Annotated in this window: 20 protein-coding genes and 1 pseudogene; 10 read left to right on the plus strand and 11 right to left on the minus strand. The window is 56.7% G+C overall.

What is annotated here, in order from left to right:
• The first annotated feature begins 184 nt into the window (after window positions 1-184).
• The 3 genes from BED41_RS01185 to BED41_RS16055 all read left to right on the plus strand — a co-directional run bounded on the left by BED41_RS01185 (window position 185) and on the right by BED41_RS16055 (window position 2,214).
• Entirely contained in the window at window positions 185-754 is a 570-nt protein-coding gene (locus BED41_RS01185; protein ID WP_066742022.1) for a flavodoxin, read from the plus strand.
• A gap of 89 nt (window positions 755-843) precedes the next feature.
• Complete coding sequence (locus tag BED41_RS01190) at window positions 844-1,971, plus strand: aldo/keto reductase (RefSeq protein WP_066742025.1); 1,128 nt, start codon at window positions 844-846, stop codon at window positions 1,969-1,971.
• A gap of 15 nt (window positions 1,972-1,986) precedes the next feature.
• Window positions 1,987-2,214 (plus strand): GNAT family N-acetyltransferase, encoded by a 228-nt coding sequence (locus tag BED41_RS16055; protein WP_084002172.1) that lies wholly within the window; start codon window positions 1,987-1,989, stop codon window positions 2,212-2,214.
• Window positions 2,215-2,298: 84 nt separating this feature from the next.
• On the opposite strand, the gene BED41_RS01195 is transcribed toward BED41_RS16055, so the two are convergent.
• Both BED41_RS01195 and BED41_RS01200 read right to left on the minus strand, forming a co-directional pair.
• Window positions 2,299-2,568, minus strand: a complete 270-nt coding sequence (locus tag BED41_RS01195) for a tautomerase family protein (RefSeq protein WP_333543730.1) — start codon at window positions 2,566-2,568, stop codon at window positions 2,299-2,301.
• A 178-nt stretch (window positions 2,569-2,746) separates the two neighbouring features.
• On the minus strand, window positions 2,747-3,139 hold the full coding sequence (locus BED41_RS01200; protein WP_066742031.1) for a MerR family transcriptional regulator: 393 nt from the start codon (window positions 3,137-3,139) through the stop codon (window positions 2,747-2,749).
• A gap of 253 nt (window positions 3,140-3,392) precedes the next feature.
• On the opposite strand from BED41_RS01200, the gene BED41_RS01205 reads away from it, so the two are divergent.
• Window positions 3,393-4,154: a response regulator gene (locus tag BED41_RS01205; RefSeq protein WP_066742034.1), complete on the plus strand. Its 762-nt coding sequence runs from the start codon at window positions 3,393-3,395 to the stop codon at window positions 4,152-4,154.
• On the plus strand, window positions 4,151-5,563 hold the full coding sequence (locus tag BED41_RS01210; protein ID WP_066742036.1) for an ATP-binding protein: 1,413 nt from the start codon (window positions 4,151-4,153) through the stop codon (window positions 5,561-5,563). The genes BED41_RS01205 and BED41_RS01210 overlap by 4 nt, the downstream gene beginning before the upstream one ends.
• Before the next feature lie 60 nt (window positions 5,564-5,623).
• Here BED41_RS01210 and BED41_RS01215 read toward each other — a convergent pair.
• The 3 genes and pseudogenes from BED41_RS01215 to BED41_RS01225 all read right to left on the minus strand — a co-directional run.
• Window positions 5,624-6,061, minus strand: a pseudogene (locus tag BED41_RS01215) (nitroreductase family protein); the annotation flags it as partial.
• A gap of 211 nt (window positions 6,062-6,272) precedes the next feature.
• Window positions 6,273-7,475 (minus strand): GNAT family N-acetyltransferase, encoded by a 1,203-nt coding sequence (locus tag BED41_RS01220; RefSeq protein ID WP_066742038.1) that lies wholly within the window; start codon window positions 7,473-7,475, stop codon window positions 6,273-6,275.
• Between the two features lie 4 nt (window positions 7,476-7,479).
• Window positions 7,480-8,148: a YitT family protein gene (locus BED41_RS01225; RefSeq protein WP_066742040.1), complete on the minus strand. Its 669-nt coding sequence runs from the start codon at window positions 8,146-8,148 to the stop codon at window positions 7,480-7,482.
• 93 nt (window positions 8,149-8,241) lie between these two features.
• Between BED41_RS01225 and BED41_RS01230 the strand changes: the two genes are divergently transcribed.
• Window positions 8,242-9,045, plus strand: a complete 804-nt coding sequence (locus tag BED41_RS01230) for a MerR family transcriptional regulator (RefSeq protein ID WP_066742042.1) — start codon at window positions 8,242-8,244, stop codon at window positions 9,043-9,045.
• 128 nt (window positions 9,046-9,173) lie between these two features.
• Here the strand turns inward: BED41_RS01230 and BED41_RS01235 are convergent, their stop codons facing one another.
• The 6 genes from BED41_RS01235 to BED41_RS01260 form a co-directional block, all read right to left on the minus strand.
• Window positions 9,174-10,400 carry an aldo/keto reductase gene (locus tag BED41_RS01235; RefSeq protein ID WP_084002173.1) on the minus strand — a complete coding sequence of 409 codons (1,227 nt, stop codon included), beginning with the start codon at window positions 10,398-10,400 and terminating at the stop codon, window positions 9,174-9,176.
• 179 nt (window positions 10,401-10,579) lie between these two features.
• On the minus strand, window positions 10,580-11,353 hold the full coding sequence (gene tatC / locus BED41_RS01240) for a twin-arginine translocase subunit TatC (protein ID WP_066742052.1): 774 nt from the start codon (window positions 11,351-11,353) through the stop codon (window positions 10,580-10,582).
• On the minus strand, window positions 11,350-11,562 hold the full coding sequence (tatA, locus tag BED41_RS01245) for a twin-arginine translocase TatA/TatE family subunit (protein ID WP_066742054.1): 213 nt from the start codon (window positions 11,560-11,562) through the stop codon (window positions 11,350-11,352). Before tatA ends, tatC begins: the two co-directional genes overlap by 4 nt.
• Window positions 11,563-11,642: 80 nt before the next feature.
• Window positions 11,643-12,560 (minus strand): aldo/keto reductase, encoded by a 918-nt coding sequence (locus BED41_RS01250; protein ID WP_168160206.1) that lies wholly within the window; start codon window positions 12,558-12,560, stop codon window positions 11,643-11,645.
• 138 nt (window positions 12,561-12,698) lie between these two features.
• Window positions 12,699-13,502, minus strand: a complete 804-nt coding sequence (locus BED41_RS01255) for a flavodoxin family protein (protein ID WP_229712362.1) — start codon at window positions 13,500-13,502, stop codon at window positions 12,699-12,701.
• Between the two features lie 16 nt (window positions 13,503-13,518).
• Window positions 13,519-14,670, minus strand: coding sequence for an FMN-binding protein (locus tag BED41_RS01260; RefSeq protein ID WP_066742056.1), 1,152 nt, complete (start codon window positions 14,668-14,670; stop codon window positions 13,519-13,521).
• Window positions 14,671-14,853: 183 nt separating this feature from the next.
• Between BED41_RS01260 and BED41_RS01265 the strand changes: the two genes are divergently transcribed.
• From BED41_RS01265 to BED41_RS01280, 4 genes are all read left to right on the plus strand, one after another.
• Window positions 14,854-15,735 (plus strand): carboxymuconolactone decarboxylase family protein, encoded by an 882-nt coding sequence (locus BED41_RS01265; protein ID WP_084002175.1) that lies wholly within the window; start codon window positions 14,854-14,856, stop codon window positions 15,733-15,735.
• 22 nt (window positions 15,736-15,757) lie between these two features.
• Window positions 15,758-16,126, plus strand: a complete 369-nt coding sequence (locus BED41_RS01270) for a MerR family transcriptional regulator (protein ID WP_229712363.1) — start codon at window positions 15,758-15,760, stop codon at window positions 16,124-16,126.
• Window positions 16,127-16,327: 201 nt separating this feature from the next.
• Entirely contained in the window at window positions 16,328-16,879 is a 552-nt protein-coding gene (locus BED41_RS01275; RefSeq protein WP_229712364.1) for a flavodoxin, read from the plus strand.
• Between the two features lie 10 nt (window positions 16,880-16,889).
• Entirely contained in the window at window positions 16,890-17,384 is a 495-nt protein-coding gene (locus BED41_RS01280; protein ID WP_066742060.1) for a cupin domain-containing protein, read from the plus strand.
• The last annotated feature ends 132 nt before the right edge of the window (window positions 17,385-17,516 follow it).

Here is a 17,516-nt window from a genome sequence, read left to right on the forward strand (position 1 = left end):
CGTGAGGCTCCTCTTTTTACTGGATATGGGGGCGGGGTTTTACATACGCCAATCAAAACTGTCCAACACGCTTTCAAAAATTTTTATAAAAAAGCGGCTTGACTTAGAGCCGGCTCAAAGGGCTATTCTGTTCCCGCTTGGAAGAGAGTTTGTCTAATAATATAAAATTTCAGGAGGAAATATCATGAAGACTGCATTTACAATGGCTTTGACGATGGCGGTGCTCTTTGGTTTTGTGGCTTACGGCGAGGCGGCCTCCGCGCTCGCAGGCAGAAAGCCTTTGATCGTCTGCTTCTCTTGGAGCGGCAACACACGCGAGGCGGCGAATCAGATACGCCAGCTGACTGGCGGCGATATCTTTGAGATCGAGACGGTGAACGCCTATCCGAAGGAGTACCGCGCGACGACGGAACAGGCGAAGCGGGAGCTGAACGACAACGCGCGCCCCGCGCTTAAGGTCTCGAAACTGCCAAACCTCGGCTCCTACGACACGGTCATCGTCGCCCATCCTAACTGGTGGGGAACGATGCCGACTCCCGTGATGACGCTGCTTGAGGCGAACGACCTCTCCGGCAAGAGGGTCGCGGAGCTGGTGACGCACGAGGGAAGCGGCGTCGGCCGCAGCGGCGGCGACCTGAAACGGCTCTGCCCGAAGTCGGATATCCTCGACCCGACGGCGATCCGCGGCGGCAGTGTGAAAGACGCACAGCGTGATATCGAGAACTGGCTCAGGGAGATCGGGATACTTAAATAGGCCGCGCAGCCGGAGCGCCGCGGTTGACAATACGGCGCCCGGCGGTGGTACTATATAATGGACATTTTTATGGAAGGAACGGATAAAAGATGAAAAAACTGGGCTTTGGATTCATGCGCCTTCCGCTGACCGATAAGGACGACGTTAGGAGCATCGACAAAGAGCTGCTGAAGAAGATGGTGGATGTCTTCCTCGAGAGGGGCTTCACCTATTTCGACACCGCCTATATGTACCACGACTATACGAGCGAGGCGGCGCTGCGTGAGGTGCTTGTGGAGCGCCATCCGCGCGAAGCCTTCACGGTGGCGACGAAGATGCCGCTGATGGCCCTCGAGAAGGAGGAGGACCAGGAGCGGATATTCGGCGAACAGCTTGAAAAGTGCGGCGTGGACTATTTCGACTACTATCTTCTGCACAATATCAACGTCCAGAATTACGATAAGGTGAAGCGGTTCGACAGCTTCGACTTTATAAAGGAAAAGAAGGAGCAGGGGCTGATAAAGCATATCGGCTTCTCTTACCACGACGACGCCGAGCTGCTGGAGCGCGTGCTCACGGAGCATCCCGAGACGGAATTCGTCCAGCTTCAGCTTAACTATCTCGATTGGGACAACGAGAGCATCCAGTCGCGTAAATGTTATGAGACTGCCCGCAGGCACGGAAAGCCCGTCGTCGTGATGGAGCCCGTAAAGGGCGGCGCGCTCGCGGAGATACCGGAGAATGTGGAGGCGATCTTTAAGGGCTGCGCCCCCGAGATGTCCGCCGCCTCCTGGGCGGTGCGCTTCGCGGCGGGGCTGGAGGGCGTCATGGTGGTGCTTAGCGGCATGTCCGATATGGCGCAGCTTCTCGACAATGTCGGCTATATGGAGGACTTCAAGCCGCTCTCGCGCGAGGAAGAGGCGATACTTGACGGTGCGAAGAGGGCCATCGCCGAATCCAAGGCGATACCGTGCACCGCCTGCCGTTACTGTGTCGAGGGCTGTCCGATGGACATCCCGATACCGGAATACTTCGCGCTCTACAATGCCGAGAAACAGTCGAAGGCGGGGATATTCTCCACACAGGGCGTCTATTACGCGAATATCACCAAGACGCGCCGCAAGGCCTCCGAGTGCGTATCGTGCGGACAGTGTGAACAGGCCTGCCCTCAGCATATAAAGATAATCGACGGCCTCAAAGAGGTGGCCGGTATATTCGAAAAAGAGGCCGCCGAATAGCGGCCCTTTTTCCTTATCGGCTACGGTATCGACGAGGCGCACCGGGGTAAGGGCTACGCCACGGAGGCCGTTAGGGGCGTTATAAAGTGGGCCTCGGAACAGGACGGCGTGCGCTGTGTGACCGCGCAGACCGACGAAGATAACGACGCTTCGCGTAAGGTGCTGCTTAGCAGCGGTTTTGTGCGGAGCGGCCGCGGAGACGAAGGGCCGCTCTATAAGATAGTTTTTGTAAGTTCACGGTGACGGCGCAGAAAAATAAAACCGCCTCCGCGAAAGGCTGTCCTTCCACGGAGGCGGTGCGGTCGTTTAGCTTCCGGCGAAGAGGGCTTAAACCTCCGCCTCGATGAAGATCGTCTTTTTATCGATCTTTTTCTTAAAATTCTCGTCCCAGTCCTCTTTTGCGACGTCCTCCACCGATACGGAGATCACCTTTCTGTCGACGCCGAGCGCCTCCTCCAGAGCATCCTGGAGCTTCTTCGCGAGGGCCATCTTCTTCTCGTCGTCCCTTCCGGGATACATCATCACTGCGATATGCGGCATATGAAAAAACCTCCTCAGATTTATTCCGGTACCCTGTGTCACAATACTACATCCCACTGTTCGAATACTCAATCATGAAATATTTTCGGCGGTCTTTGAAGCGGCCCCGCATCCGTCATCCGGCGGCGCGTCTTGCCTCCGCTATATGCAGAACAGGTTCCAGAGCAGGACTCCGGCGAGAACGGCGGCGGCCATCAGCAGGGCCGCCGTTAGGGGCGCTCTCATTACGGAGCTTTCAGGCGGCGATCCATGACGTGGTTTCCGTGGGAAGCGGCTGTCTCTCCGCCATGTCTTCGTAAAGATCGGCCTTTGACTGGAGCATCTTCATCTGCCGCACGACGGCGGCGAGCTCCGACCGCAGGCGGTCCATCTGCTCCATGATGATGTCGCGGCGCACCTTGGCGTCGCTTCTCTCCTCCGCTCCCAGGTAACTGCGTATCTGCGCGAGAGAGAAGCCCATCTTTCTGAGATCCTGTATGGTTTCAATACTGCTGACATCCGCCTCAGAGAAGAGCCGCCGGTTTTGTTCGTCTCTGTTAAGATGCGGGAAGAGTCCCTCTTTATCATAAAATCTGAGGGTATAACTTGAAATTCCGGTGATTTCAGCGACCTGCTTCACAGTGTACATCCTGTTCCCTCCATATCATACCGTCTTATTTATAATTTGTTTTGAGCGGCGTTTTCTTAATGCGGGGCCTTGCGGCTCCCTGATGACGATACTTTACCCCGCCGACCTTACGTGGGTATGACGGGAGGCAGACGTAATATTTCCTTGTTTTACGAAACCTTGCGCTTTTGTCAGATTGCGTCGTTGGATTATTGACGCCGCGCGTATTACAATACTGTTGAATAGGCGTATAAAATGACCGGAGGTATTATAGATGGAGGCTGAACAGGCGAGAATATTGATAGTCGACGACGACCGGGAGCTGCGCGAGCTGATCGCGGAGACGCTCAGCGAATACGGCTACTATTCGCAGGCGGCGAAGAACGGCGCCGAACTCTTCGCCGCGTTGGAAAGAGAACCCTTCGACCTCGTCCTGCTTGACATCATGATGCCGGGCGAAGACGGCCTCTCCCTCTGCCGCCGCCTGCGGGCCCCGGGAACGCCGCACTGCGCCGTTCCGATAATCTTCCTGACGGCGCTGAAAGATATCACCGACAAGGTCGTCGGCCTCGAGATCGGCGGCGACGATTATCTCTGCAAACCCTTCCACGCGCGCGAGCTCATCGCGAGGATACGCGCGCTGCTGCGCCGCTCGTCGCTCTCCGGAGAGGCGCGCGGGATAGAAAACGGTGGAACGGAGGGCGCGGATTCCGCGCTTCTCTTCGGCGGCTGGAAGCTCAACGTTATGGCAAGGCACCTTATAGACGAAGAGGGCGTCGTCGTACCGCTTTCAGCGGCCGAGTTCCGCCTGCTGATGCTGCTGCTCAGCCACCCGCAGCAGGTCGTCACGCGCGATATGATAATGGACTATCTCGCGGAACGCAGCCTCAACATCTACGACCGGAGCATCGACGCGCAGGTGAGCCGTCTGCGTGCGAAGCTCAGGGACAAGGGGGCCAACCCGGGACTGATCCGCACGATGCGCGGCGACGGATATATGCTCGCCTCGCCCGTCAGAAGGGGGAGCCTGCAGTGAAATCCTTTTGCAGGCTGATAAGGCCTGACTCCCTCTTCGGCCTCATCCTGCTGATACTCGTGCTCGGCGCCGCCGCGAACCAGTTCATAAACTTTTACGCCGTCTGCTCCATCCAGCACTCCTATGCGGGAGAGGTGCTCGGCATCGGCCAGGATTACGTATCTTCGGTTTATCAGGCGCTGAATACGATGGACGGGACGCAGCGCGGGGAATATCTCAAAAAGCTGGCGGCCTCGCGCGATACGCTGCGCAAGCCATTCCGCTTCCGTATGGCGGCCGCGCCGGATTGGCAGAGCGAAGATTATTACAAGTCCGTTAATATGAAGAGGGCCATCTCCGAAGCTGTTGAGGCGGCGGGCGCGGCGCCCCCCGACGTCCGGGCGCGGATGCTCTGGCCCGAATCGCCGGAGGCCGCTCTGCCCGAATACGACGGATATATATTCCCGATGCTCCAGGTTATGATAAGGATGGACGACGGCGGCTGGCTGGAGCTGACGCAGCCGCTCTCCATCACCGACAACCGCCTGATATGGCGGCAGAGGATATTCGTCCTTCTTGAATCGTTGATATTCTCCCTCATCGTCATCATACTTATCCGCTGCGCGACGAGGCCGATAGAGCGTCTCGCGCAGGAGGCCGAGCGCTTCGGACGCAACCCGGAGGCGGCCCGCCCGCTCGACGAATGCGGCAGCCGGGAGATACGCGAGGCGGCGCAGTCCTTCAACCGGATGCGCGCGCGTATCTGTGACAACCTCAGCGAGAGGAACGGTATGCTTGAGGCGATGGGGCATGACCTGCGCACGCCGCTCGCGCGTATCCAGCTGCGGCTGGGTAAGATCGAGCCGCGGGAGCTGCGGGAAAAATTTGCCGCCAACATCGAGGAGATCCGTTCGATAATCGAACAGGGGCTTGAACTGGCGCGGAGCCTGCATACCTCGGAGCGGGCCGTGCCGATGGATATCGTCGCCTTCGTCGAGAGCGTCGCCGACGATATGGAGAGGGGCGAGGGGGAGATCCGGCTCGGCTCTCTGCCGGAAGATGATACGCCGCCGCTAGTCTGCGCGCGCCCCACCTGCCTCAAACGCAGCATAGAGAACCTTCTTACAAACGCCGTTAAATACGCCGGCGGCGCGGTCATCTCGGTGGCGAGTGACAGGGAAAACGTCTCCATCAGGATCGAGGACGAAGGCCCCGGCATCCCGGAGGAGCTGCTGGAAAAGGTCTTTGAACCCTATTACCGCCTTGAGAGATCGCGCAACCGCGAATCGGGCGGCACGGGGCTCGGCCTCTCGATCGCCCGCAACATGGTGCTGCTCAACGACGGCTCGCTCGTCCTGAAGAACCGCCCGCGCGGCGGCCTCTGCGCGGTTATCACGCTGCCCGTGATGAAAACGAAGCGACGGGCGTAAGAGACGGTAAAAAAAGCGCCGGCCTATGTAAGAGGCCGGCGCTCATAACGTCTGTGTAACCTACCACTTTTCGCGGTGTATCTTCTTCTCGTCCCACTTATCGATGACATGCGGCTCCCTTTGCGGGTAGCCGACCGGCAGCACGTTGAGGGGGACCGCCTGCTCCGGCAGCTCCAATATCCGCGCGACGCCCGCGGCGCGGTCTTTCATCGGATAGACGCCGGTCCATACCGCCCCCAGACCCAGCGAACGCGCCGCGAGCAGAATATTTTCCGTCGCCGCGGAGGCGTCCTGCACCCAGAAATCCTGCTCGTCTCCCGCGAAGGCCCTCGTCATATCCCCGCAGACGGCGATCGCGAGGGGCGCCTCTTTTATCATCCCGCCGTAGGGCAACACCTCCGAAAGGGCCTTGAGCCTCTCCGCCTCCGTCACGACGACGAAGGCCCACGGCTGTTTATTTCCGGCGGAGGGCGCGGACATCGCCGCCTTTAAAAGCGCTTTGACCTTCTCCTCTTAGACGGGGCGTTTTTCGTAGGCGCGGACGCTTGCCCTGGTGTATATCTCGTCGATAGCCATTATCATCACACTCCCTCTTACCTATGCCGCGCCGCTGCGAGGCGGTGTCGGGCAGAATATGGAACGGCCCGCGCCGCGGCCGTGAGGCGGCGCGCGGTGCGTTTCCTTATACTATTTTAATCCCCGGGAGGCTTTAGATGTAATCTGAAATATATGGTTTTTTATGAATGACGGCGTTGTCCAGAAATTTTATCGTCTCCCGGTCGGCCTCGATCCTCTCCAGCTCGGCGAGTTCGGAGGCCCGCTTATACCCCAGCAGCAACGTCGTAAGCGTTCCGATGGACATTGAGGCGTGACGGCGGCTGATGGCATTAGTGATCCCGCACTTGCCGCCGAAGATGTCGAGGGTGAGGCTCTGGTCGTTCCATTCCAGGAAGGAGTCGGATATCCTGAGGGTGACGTCGCCCTCCGCCTCACCGCGGAAACGGTATTTTTCGAGAAACATCTTCGTGTCGACTATGCGTCCCATGATATAGGGACGGATCGTCTCCTTTATCTCGCTGTCGTCGAAGCTGAAGGCGATCGGTTCGCTGAAATAATTGTAGCCGCGTACCTCGCTCACCATCGACTCATGCGCGCCGATATACTTCCACAGCCCCTTGCGCGATTCCATATCGAGATAGATCATCTCTTTTATATACATTACGTCGTCCTTGATGAGATAGACCATATATCCGCGGGGCAGGTCGTCCTCGCGGTAATAGATGGCGACGGTGGTGTCGTCCTCATCCCATTTCCAGTATTCGTCCCAGGCGAGATTGTTGCGGAAGAGGCAGCCGTGCGTCTGCTTCGCGAACTGCGTGTGCAGGTCCATGAAATCGGAGTCCTCCCAGGAGACGCGCCGCACATAGCCGGGAACCTCGATATTTTTCGGCAGCTGCACGTCGCGGATGGTAAATGACATCTTATCGGAGATGATCTCCCAGCCCTTTTTCCGGTAGAGGGGAATGGAATAGGGGTAGAGCAGGGAGAGGGACTGCCCGTTGTCGCGCATCTCGCGGAGCCCCTTTTTCATCAGCTGCGACATCAGCCCCATGCCGGAGTATTCGGGATAGGTGGAGACGCTTGTGATGAAGGCGATCGGATAGACGACGGAGTGGATGTTCATATCCAGCGGATAGACGGCGAACTGAGAGACGAGCTCGCCCTCGTCGAAGCAGCCCCAGACGTTGGCGCGTTCCAGGACGGGGAACTTGGACTGCTTGATGTCCTCGTCCTCCCAGCCGCTCTCCAGCAGTGTCTTTTCCGTGACCTGGAAGGCGTACCGCAGCAGGCCGTTATATTGGTCGAGATCCTGCGCCGTTAATTTTTTAATGTCGATATTATCGCTACTCATCTTATCATTCCTCTTCTGAGATCGTCTCTTCGCCTCTGACGGAAAAAATCTTTGCCTCCTGAATGAACCCGATCAGCAGAGACGAGACGGTGACCGTTATCAGCGAAAAGGCGATGCGGCTGAACGGGATGTAGCTCAGCGACAAAGCCAATACAGTGACGTCCGTCAGGAGATAGGCCCGCGCGATCTTCCATTTGGTGATACGGGATATCGTCAGCGCCAGCGCGTCGTCGCCGCCGCCCGAGCCGCCCTGCCGAACGATCAGGCCGACCCCCAACCCGACAAAGATACCGCCGCAGACCGCGGCGAGCAGCGGCGTGCCGGTCATATCGGGCAGCAGACGCGGGAACTGTTCCCACAGCCGGAAGAAACTCGCGAGGCTCAGCGTCGCCACCGCCGACAGCCGGATAAAGGTGCCGCCGAGGTACCTGAAGGCCAGCGAATAACAGGCGATATCCAGCAGCGGAGTGGTAATCGAGGGTGAGATGCCCAGCCAGTGGTTTGCCAGCAGGATCATACCGAGAACGCCGCCCTCCGTAATAACGCCCAGCTGATGTATATTATAAACTCCGAACGAACTGATCGCCGTTCCGATCATAATTATAACTATTTTTCGGAGAGAAAGCCCCTCCATATTTTTCCGTATTGAATCGAGAAAGAATTTTTTTACCATTTTGATACGCTTCCCTTCGCGTACAATATAAACTCTGGCATAATACTAAGGTCAAGAGAAAATTTTTCGTGCGGTTTATGAGGAGGCGCGGCGGTGAGAAATTACTACAAAATAAGCGAAATATCCAAACTTTACGGCATCGGCGCCGATTCCCTCCGGTACTACGAACGGCTGGGAATCCTGCGCCCGCGCCGGGAGGCCAACGGCTACCGCCTTTACAGCCTGAAGGAGATGTACAAGCTGAACATAATCCGCGACCTGCGGCGGCTTGACTTCTCTATGGCCCAGATAAAGGAGTACCTGGCCGATCAGAGCGTCGGCAACACCCTGGAGCTGCTGCGCCGTGAACGGCGGCTGCTCGGCGAACGGTTGCGGGAGCTGCGGGCGCGCGAGGAGCTCATCAGCGAAAGGATCGCCGTCCTTGACAACGCGCGAAAGATCAGGACGGGAGTCTTTACGGTCAAAAATATGCCGGAGAGATTTTGCGTGCAGCTCTGCGAACATATCGCGCGCGACGAGGAGATGGATTTCGCCGTCAAAAAACTTCACCGGCGGCACGAAGAGAAGATACGGGATTTCGGTAATCAGGTGATCGGCGCTTTCCCCTCGATGGAAAACATGCGGCGCGGCCGCTCCAACGTCTACGACGCCGTCTTTTTTATCCTGGAGAGCGAGACGCCCGACTATGACTTTATCCTGCCGGCGGGCGAGTACCTCTCATACTTCTACGGCGGCGGCTATGAACAGAACGCGGAGCGTATGGCTGAGGTGCTGGCCTACGCCGAGAACAACGGTCTGCGTCTGCTCGGCGAGCCGTTTGAGATGTACGAGATAGACAACCGCGACACGATGAGGGAAGAGGAATTTCTCACGGAGATACAGGTGAGGGTGGAATAGGTGCGAAAAATCAGGTTTTTGTGAAATACCCCGCGCGCATCGGCTCCGCGGAAGATAAAATATGCGGGGGCCGATACGGCGGCGAGGTACAGTTTGAAGGGGATTTTGAAAGGTGTGCGAGGCGCCGCCTATTTGCCGAAAACCTTTACGGCCTGCGCCATCCGCGCTGATGGTTTCACGCCGAAATTGCAGTTTTTGTCGCAGCGTCCGCATTTGATACAGGCAGAGGCGTGTATCTTCAGGTCGTTGTAATGTTTTCTCGCCAGATCGTCTCCCGCGAGCGCCAGATCCATATATTTGCTTACGATGCCGATGTCGATGCCGGCAGCGCAGGGTTGACAGTGGTTGCAGTAGATACAGTGCCCGTGAGCAGCGCCGCCGCTGCTCATGCCGCCAAGGACGGCGTAATCGCGCCGATCGAAGGGCTGCGTAAAGTGCGCGAGAGATTCTTTCAATTCATCGACGCTGCTCGCGCCTACGAGGCAGCTCTGGACGGCGGGACGGTCCAGAGCATATTGCAGGCACTGGTAGACGCTGAGCGGGCGTTCCAGCTGCGATAGGCGGCGGTCGATGAGCGAACCGCCGGCGAATACCTTCATGACGTGGATGCCGATACCTCTCTTCGCGCAGTCGCGGTAAAAATCCATGCGTTCTTTTGAGACCGCGAGTTTGCCGTTTTCTTCGGAGAAATCATAGATGGGGTTTACGCTCGTCATAAAGCAGTCCACGTCACCGGTGTCGACAAAGGCTTGGCAAATAGAGAGCGTGTGCGAGCAGAAGCCGAGATTTTTGAGCGCGCCCTGACGCTTCAAATCTTTCATATAACGCCAGATGCCGGAGCTCATGATGTTTTTGAAATCATCCATGCTGTCGACATAATGCACCAGCCCGAAGTCCATATAATCGGTGGCGAATATCTTCAGCTGGCGGTCGAACTCGCGTTTGATACGGTTCAGGTCACGGCAGGTCTCCACCCGCCCGCCGGGGAAATCCGCGCCGATATGCGCCTGAAGCCGGAAATCTTTGCGGTCGGGCTTTACAACGTCTGCGATGGAAGCGAATGGCGAGTCGTCCGTCATTATCAGGTCGATGAGATTGACGCCGTTCTCATGTCCGTAACGGACCATCCTTCTTATCTCTTGGGGGCTTGAGCGGTGCAGATTGCTGCCGCCGATGCCGATAGCGCTTACCGCACCGCTGACGCGGCGCATACGGCGGTACTCCATCTTATTCGCCGTTGTGCGCCCCTCGGCAGCGACAGCGTCGTTCCCGTTGAGGCTGGCGTTCAGCGCAGCGCCTCCCGCCAGGCCGCCGGCCGCGATCGCCAGCCCTTTGACAAAATCTCTTCTGTTCATATTATTATTACCTCACTTTTATCTGAAATAACGAAGTAGCGGCGATTTACGCGCAGAACACACATTTAGCAGCCGGGCCGCCGTTCAGAGCCTGATCCCGCCGCGTGCGGCGGCCACGTCAAGACATCCACAATTGCCGTGGTGACGAACGTTCTGTGGTTTTCTCCTTTATTTTTAACCTAACCGAAAGGACGCTCTCTTAGCGCTTCGTCGGCTATCAGGACGGAAACCGTCGCCGCCGTTTTGCGCTCCATCCGCTCGGCTAACGCCAGACCAAGCTCGAAAAGCAGCCAGGTCGGCACGGCGAGCATCAGCTGGCTGATTATGTCGGGCGGCGTGAGGACGGCGGCGGCGATGAGGATGGCCGTCATAACATAGGGGCGTTTTTTACGCAGGCTTTCGCTGGAGACGACGCCGAAGCGTACCGCCAGCAGGACGATGATCGGAGACTGGAACATCAAACCGAAGGCGAGCGTCAGCCAGCCCGCCAGATTTAAAAAGTTTGCCAGCCCGATATTGGGCTGTAGCTCCGCGGTGGCGAAGCCGCCGGAGAAATTCATCATAAGCGGCAGTATAAGGCCTGCGCTGAAGGCCGCGCCGCAGAAGAAGAGCAGTGACGATGACAGGATACAGCAGCCCAGCGTTTTGCGCTCTTTCTTATAAAGCGCCGGCAGCAGGAAGCGCCATAACTGTAAGACGTTCCACGGATAGGCAGTCAGCAGCGCGAGGATCAGCGCCAGCCGCAGCCGTACCCATAGCACCTCCATCGGCGCGAAATAGTGCAGCGTGCCCGCCGAGGCGGGAAAGCTCCACCGCACCAGCGCGTTGATGACGTGGGAGGAGGCCAGGTATCCGAGCGGATAAATGGCCGCCGTCACAATCACACAGCGCAGCAGGGCGCCGCGCAGCGCCTCAAGATGGGAGATCAAGCTCTCTTCTGGATCGTTCGTCATTCCTTTTCCGTCTTTTTATCTTCGTCTTCCGCGGCTCTCTCCGCCGCTTCCATAAATTCGCGGCTCTCGATGTTCAGCTCTTCCTTCGCCTTTTTGAACTCGTAAGAGGCGCGTCCCATCGACCGCGCCAATTCGGGGATGCGCTTAGCGCCGAAGACGATGAGGATGAATAGGGCGATCAAAATTATTTCCGTAAATCCAAGTGACATTTTTATTACCTCCCGTTATTCTTTTCGTGTTTTTTTTGCTGTAGTAAAACCATGAAGGTTCGTGGCGGCGTACTTTTTAATTACCAGGGGAATCTGTCGGGATTGTTGCGTGGGTTGTTGCGTTCGTCTCGGTTCAGCGCGTTTACGCTTTGCATATCTTCCGGTGTCAGCTCAAAGTCGAAAATATTGATATTCTCCGCCATGTGCTCTTTTTTGCTGGAACGGGGGATAGCCACGAGGCCGCGCTGTATCTCCCAGCGTAAAATTATCTGCGCCGGAGACTTGCCGTACTTCTTTGCCAACGAGCCCAGCGTCTCGTCGTCTAGCGCTTTTGCCTGACGCAACGGGCTCCAGCACTCCGCTGTTATCCCTATGGCTTTGGAATACTCCGCGAGACCGAAATTCGCGAAGTAAGGATTGATTTCGAGCTGATTGACGATAGGCTTAACGCGCGCGTAGCTCATAAGGTTCTGGATGTGGTGTGGATTGAAGTTGCTGAGGCCGAGATATTTTATCTTCCCGGCGCCGACATACTCCTCAAGAATACGCCACGTCTCCTGAATTTTATCCACCACCGGCCAGTGGATGAGGAAAAGATCGATATAGTCGTAGCCGAGAAGTTCGATGCTCTTTTCTATTGCCCCACGCTGAACTCCGTTTCTCATATCCGCCGGGCCGATCTTTGTGGTGATAAAGACTTCTTTTCGGTTGATGCCACTGTCTTTGATTCCCTGGAAGACCTCTCTCTCCGTACCATAATCGCGGGCGGTGTCAAATAATCTGTATCCTAGCTCCACAGCCTCGCTGACGCATTTAGAGGTCGAAGCTCCGAGCGCCATTGTGCCGAATCCAATTTGTGGCAGCTTCACCTGTTCGTTTGTAGAGGAATACTTTCCCCTCGTTACCGATTCACTTAAAACCGCTGCTTCAGCGCTCTTTGTAAGAAACAGGCCTCCTCCGGTTATCATCGAGTTTATCAAAAAATCGCGTCTGTTCATCTTCTTTGCCCCCATGTCATGTTGTATTTGATGCATAATGGAATCATAATCCGTGTCCCTTACATGGTTATGACATGACGATGACGAAATCCGCCGGTTCCTTGCGATCCTGTCAGGTTTTTGCGCCGGAGTCTCCCCCTAAATGGCCTTGCCGAGCCGGTAGGCCGCTTCGGTATATTTCGTGTTGTTCACCGCGCCCTCCGGCCAGACTCCGGGGACGATGATCTGCCCTGCGTCCTCCCAGCCGAGGTATTTCAGCAGCACGTCGTAGTGGGAGATTATCGGCGCCGCCTCGGAGGCTGCGGTGTTGGCGTAGGTCATCATCAGCACCGCCCTTTTGCGTACGTGGATCTTTCCGTTGATCGCGTAGAAACGGTCGATCACAGTTTTAAGCTGCGCCGATATCCCGAAGTAATACATCGGCGTCGCGAAGGCGACTACGTCGGCGGGAATGATATGTTCGCGCACGAACGAGAAGTCGTCCTGAAATACACAGGGGCCGTCCATTCCGCAGTGGTTACATGCGGAGCATGGATGTACCTCCTTGAAGGCGGCGTCAAAACGCGAGATTTCATGTCCCGCCTCTCTCGCGCCTCTGATAAACTGCGAGGCGAGTGTGTTGGAGTTGCCCTCTTTGCGCGGACTGCCGGTGAGTACAAGAATTTTCATTTTTTTATTGATCACTTTCCTTTCAGTGTTTGCCGACGGCGCGGCGGATAGCAGCGGTGCGCCAAGAAGCGTACCGCCAGCTGCCGCTGCGGCGGCTAAAGTAGTCTTAATAAAATCCCTGCGGTTCATATTCATATCTCCTTTCAATGTTTTGGAGGTAAATCCTGTCGTTTTTATTTTTTTATCCAAAGTCAGACACTTGGCGATGGTATCGCCGGTGCGCAGATAGGTGTAATTGGGCGTCATCGAAGATGAACTGCTTGAATTTATCATAGCCTCTGTTATTCCCCTATACGAAGGCGCCTGCGACGATCCACAGCGGGGCGATGACGAACGAGGCGGCGAGAAACAGCTTGAGCGCCCTCGGCGCCGCCGCTCCGCAGGTGCAGTCCCCCTGTGCGAATCTTATCAGCGTGCCGGTGGGGCAGAGAAAACGGCAGTACGGCCTCGGTGTGACGAGCGAGAGCGCAAAAAATACCGCCGCCAGAGCGAGCACCAACGGGGCGGCTCGCCGGAAGAGGAAGGCGGAGAAGAGTTCGTAATCCATCAGCCCGAAGCCCACGCCGAGCCACATCAGCATCATCATCGCCAGCCACACCGCCTCGCGGAGATATTCGAGCCATTTCACCGCGGAGGCGGGGATATTTATCTTCGGAACGGGAAGCCTGTTCAGAAGCTCCTGTAACGAACCAAGCGGGCACATCCACGAACAATAGTGCCCCTTTTTTCCTAAGAAGGGCATGATGAAGGCAGCGAAGATAAGCGGAAGCGCCAGCGCGGCGCTCCACGTTTTCACTCCGTTGGCGGCTATGTTGGTCAGCAGCGAGAGTGAAAGAAAGCTCCCGCTCCAGAAGCCGAGGACGGCGGTATTGGCCAGCAGCTGGATGAACCGGTATTTGGCCGATTTGATAAAAAACGGCAGAAGCAGCCCGCAGAGAGCCGTCGCGAATGCCGCCAGCGTGCGCGGTCCCGGAAGGCCGCTCTCGCGCGCCGCCACCGTTCCCCGCGCGTATTCCATGCCTCGGCGAAAATTCTCTATCACGGCGCGGGAGGAGATTGTCGCGCCGCTTACCGCCGCGACCTCTTTTTTCAGCGCCTCGTCGGCGGTCAGACCGTTCCAGGCTGGAAGGATGTCTCTTGCTACCTGCGTGAAAAATGGCGGCGTCTCGTAATTATCCAGCGCCTCGACGCGGACGACGTGTCCCTCCCTCATGTATATATGGAGCGGGACATTGCCGCCGAAGCCCAGGACATCCTTTGCCAGCTCCTCGGTGGAAATTAGACGCGAGCCGTCCGCTGCCGTCCACTCCGTCTGTGTCTCTCCGCTGTTCCTCCCGCCCAGGGTCATTCCCAGCAAACGTCCGTCCCTGTTGAGCGCGATCGCCGCCGTCAGCAGCAGTATGATCACGAAAAAGACGACATGGTGAAATTTTATATTCATGGCATATCTCCTCCTAAACTCTACCTTCGCCAAGATTATAAATGTTGGAGTTAACTCCAACGCAAGCGGTCATAGCCGGTGAAATTTCTTAAAATTTTCGCTTGACTTAGAGTTGGCTCCAGCAATTAAGCTTTGCGCGCGACAAAGAAAAAAGAGAACGGGAAATAAGAAAGGATGATTGTAATGCTGCAGTTGAAATATTTTATGATATCGATAGCGGTAATTGTCTTTGCTCTAATGGTGACGCTGGTGTTGGAAAAGACCTGCTTTGCGGCGGAGGAGATCGTTCCAGAGTGGGCGCTGAAGGCGCAGATGCGGGAGCGGCGTGACTCCGGACGGACGAAGTTTGAGGAGCTTTTCAAAGGAAATGACGGGGCGTACTACGGCGGCGAGGAGCTGGCCGGCATCATGGAGGGCTTCTTATACGGAGACGTCTTTCGCCGCGGGCTGCTGACGGACAAACAGCGTGAGCTCATAACGCTCGCCGTGCTCACAACAAACCAGAACAGCGAGGATATCAAAGCGCATGTGAAGGCGGCGCTTAACATCGGCGTCACACCGGAAGAGATCAAAGAGGCGGTCTATCAGTGCGCGCCCTACATCGGGTTTACCAAGGCGCTTGAGGGGGCATACGCGATGAACGAGGCCTTCCGCGAGAAAAATGTCAAACTGCCGCTCGCGAGCCAAGCGACGGTGACGGAAAAGGATCGCTACGCCAAGGGTTTTACAACGCAGAAATCGATCTTCCCCGCGGGGCTCGACGTCATGTACCAGTCCTCGCCGGCAAACAGAAAGCACGTCGCCGAGTACCTCGCCTCCTTCTGCTTCGGAGACTTCTATACGCGCGGCGCTCTCGATGTGAAGATGCGCGAGATACTGACACTCTGCATCCTCTCGGCGCAGGGCGGCTGCGAAAGCCAGGTCAAGAGCCACGTGCAGGCCAATCTTAACGTCGGTAACGGTGAGGATCTGATGATCGAGGCGATCACCCAGTGCCTGCCGTTTATTGGCTTCCCGCGCACGCTCAACGCTCTGGCCTGCGTCGCGGAGGTCGTAAAAAAATAAAACTTAGCGCCGCGTTGCGGAGGTGAAAAAAATATACATTACCGAAGTAAGCAAGAAAACAGGGCTCTCCGTAGAGACCCTCCGCTACTACGAACGGGTCGGGCTGATACCGAAGGTCGCGCGCACAAGCGCGGGGCTGCGCAGCTACGGAGATGCGGACATTTGCTGGATAGAGTTCATAAAATGTATGAGGGACGCAGGCGTTCCCATAGAGATTCTTGTGGAATATGTCGCCCTCTGTCAGCAGGGAGAGCCGACCAGGCGGGAAAGGGCGCGGCTGCTGGCCGAACAGATGCGGCTGCTTGACGAGAGGATCGCCGAACTGCAGCGAACACGCGAAAAACTGCATACGAAAATATCATCGCGCTGCGGCGATGTGGCAGCAGTATGATAATAGTTTTCGCTGCCGCTAACCGCTCCTATGGCGGGAGTCACGGTGCTGATTAGCGGTGGTGGCACGCTGGGAGCCGGCGTTGGTGCCTGGCTCGCGAAGAGCTGCGTGAGATAAACAGGCGATCCGCTCGCTAAAAAACAGGAAAAACAAAGATAAAACATATATCGGAGGTAAAAATTTGTGGAGGCAAAAATATTAATGATCGCGGTCATATGCGCGGTTGCCGTGGTTTTCACCGCGCTGGGAGAGAGAGCCGAGGCCGCCGCCGCAGCAGAACCGGGGAAGATACTGATCGTCTGCTACTCTTATAGCGGCAATACGCGCGCCGTGGCGGAACAGATACAAAAGGCCACCGGCGGGGAACTTTTCGAGATCAAGCCGGCAAAGGCCTATCCGGCGGATTATAATGCCTGCGTCGAACAGGCGAAAAAAGAATGCGCCGACGGATTCAAACCGCAGCTCGCGGGAGCGCTGCCAGACCTCTCCAAATACGACGTGGTATTTGTTGGTACGCCGAACTGGTGGGGCACGATGGCTCCCCCCGTTCTCAGCTTCCTTTCCGTTGGAAATCTTGCCGGCAAGACCGTCATTCCATTCGTGACGCATGGCGGCGGCGGAGTCCAGCGCTGCGAGGCCGACATCCGAAAGGCGGCTCCGAAATCCACATTTGAGAAAACTGGCGTCTTTTCAGGACATGGAGGATCCACCGTGACAGGTTGGATCAATGAAGTAGTAACGACAAAAAAGTGAGGTTATCCAGATGATAAAAATAACATTGTTCGCACTCCTGCTCTCTCTCTTCTCCGTTCTCCACAATGGCGCGGCATGGGCCGAAAGCAGGGATGTCCCGAAGATCAGCCCATTTCCCGTGGGCGAAGAAAACACCGGCTACGCGCAGTATTTCAGCGGCAGATCGTGGCTTGCGCCGCTGACGCGGGATAAGCGGCTCAACGTCCCGGTATTCAATGTCACCTTCGAACCAGGCTGCCGCAACAACTGGCATAAACATACTGGCGGGCAGATGCTTATCGCCGTCGGCGGCTCCGGCTACTACCAGGAGCGCGGCAAATCGGCACGCCGCCTCGTCCCCGGTGACGTTGTTGAAATAGCGCCGGATGTTGAACACTGGCACGGAGCCGCGCCCGACAGTTGGTTTTCGCACTTGGCCGTTGAATGCAACCCGGGTAGCAACAAAAACACCTGGCTTGAAGCGGTGAACGACGCCGACTACAAAACCGCGACGGCGGAGAAGTAATTATAAATAGCCGGAAAATAAATACCGCACGACTTAATGAAGCGCGTGATGCGAGAGTGGACATCTCCCCGCATCGCGCGCTTCATCTATGATGTCCCCGTGCATATGCTATATACGTGTGGAGCAAGGCAG

Origin of the sequence: Cloacibacillus porcorum (genome assembly GCF_001701045.1) — a bacterium.
Taxonomy (GTDB): domain Bacteria; phylum Synergistota; class Synergistia; order Synergistales; family Synergistaceae; genus Cloacibacillus; species Cloacibacillus porcorum.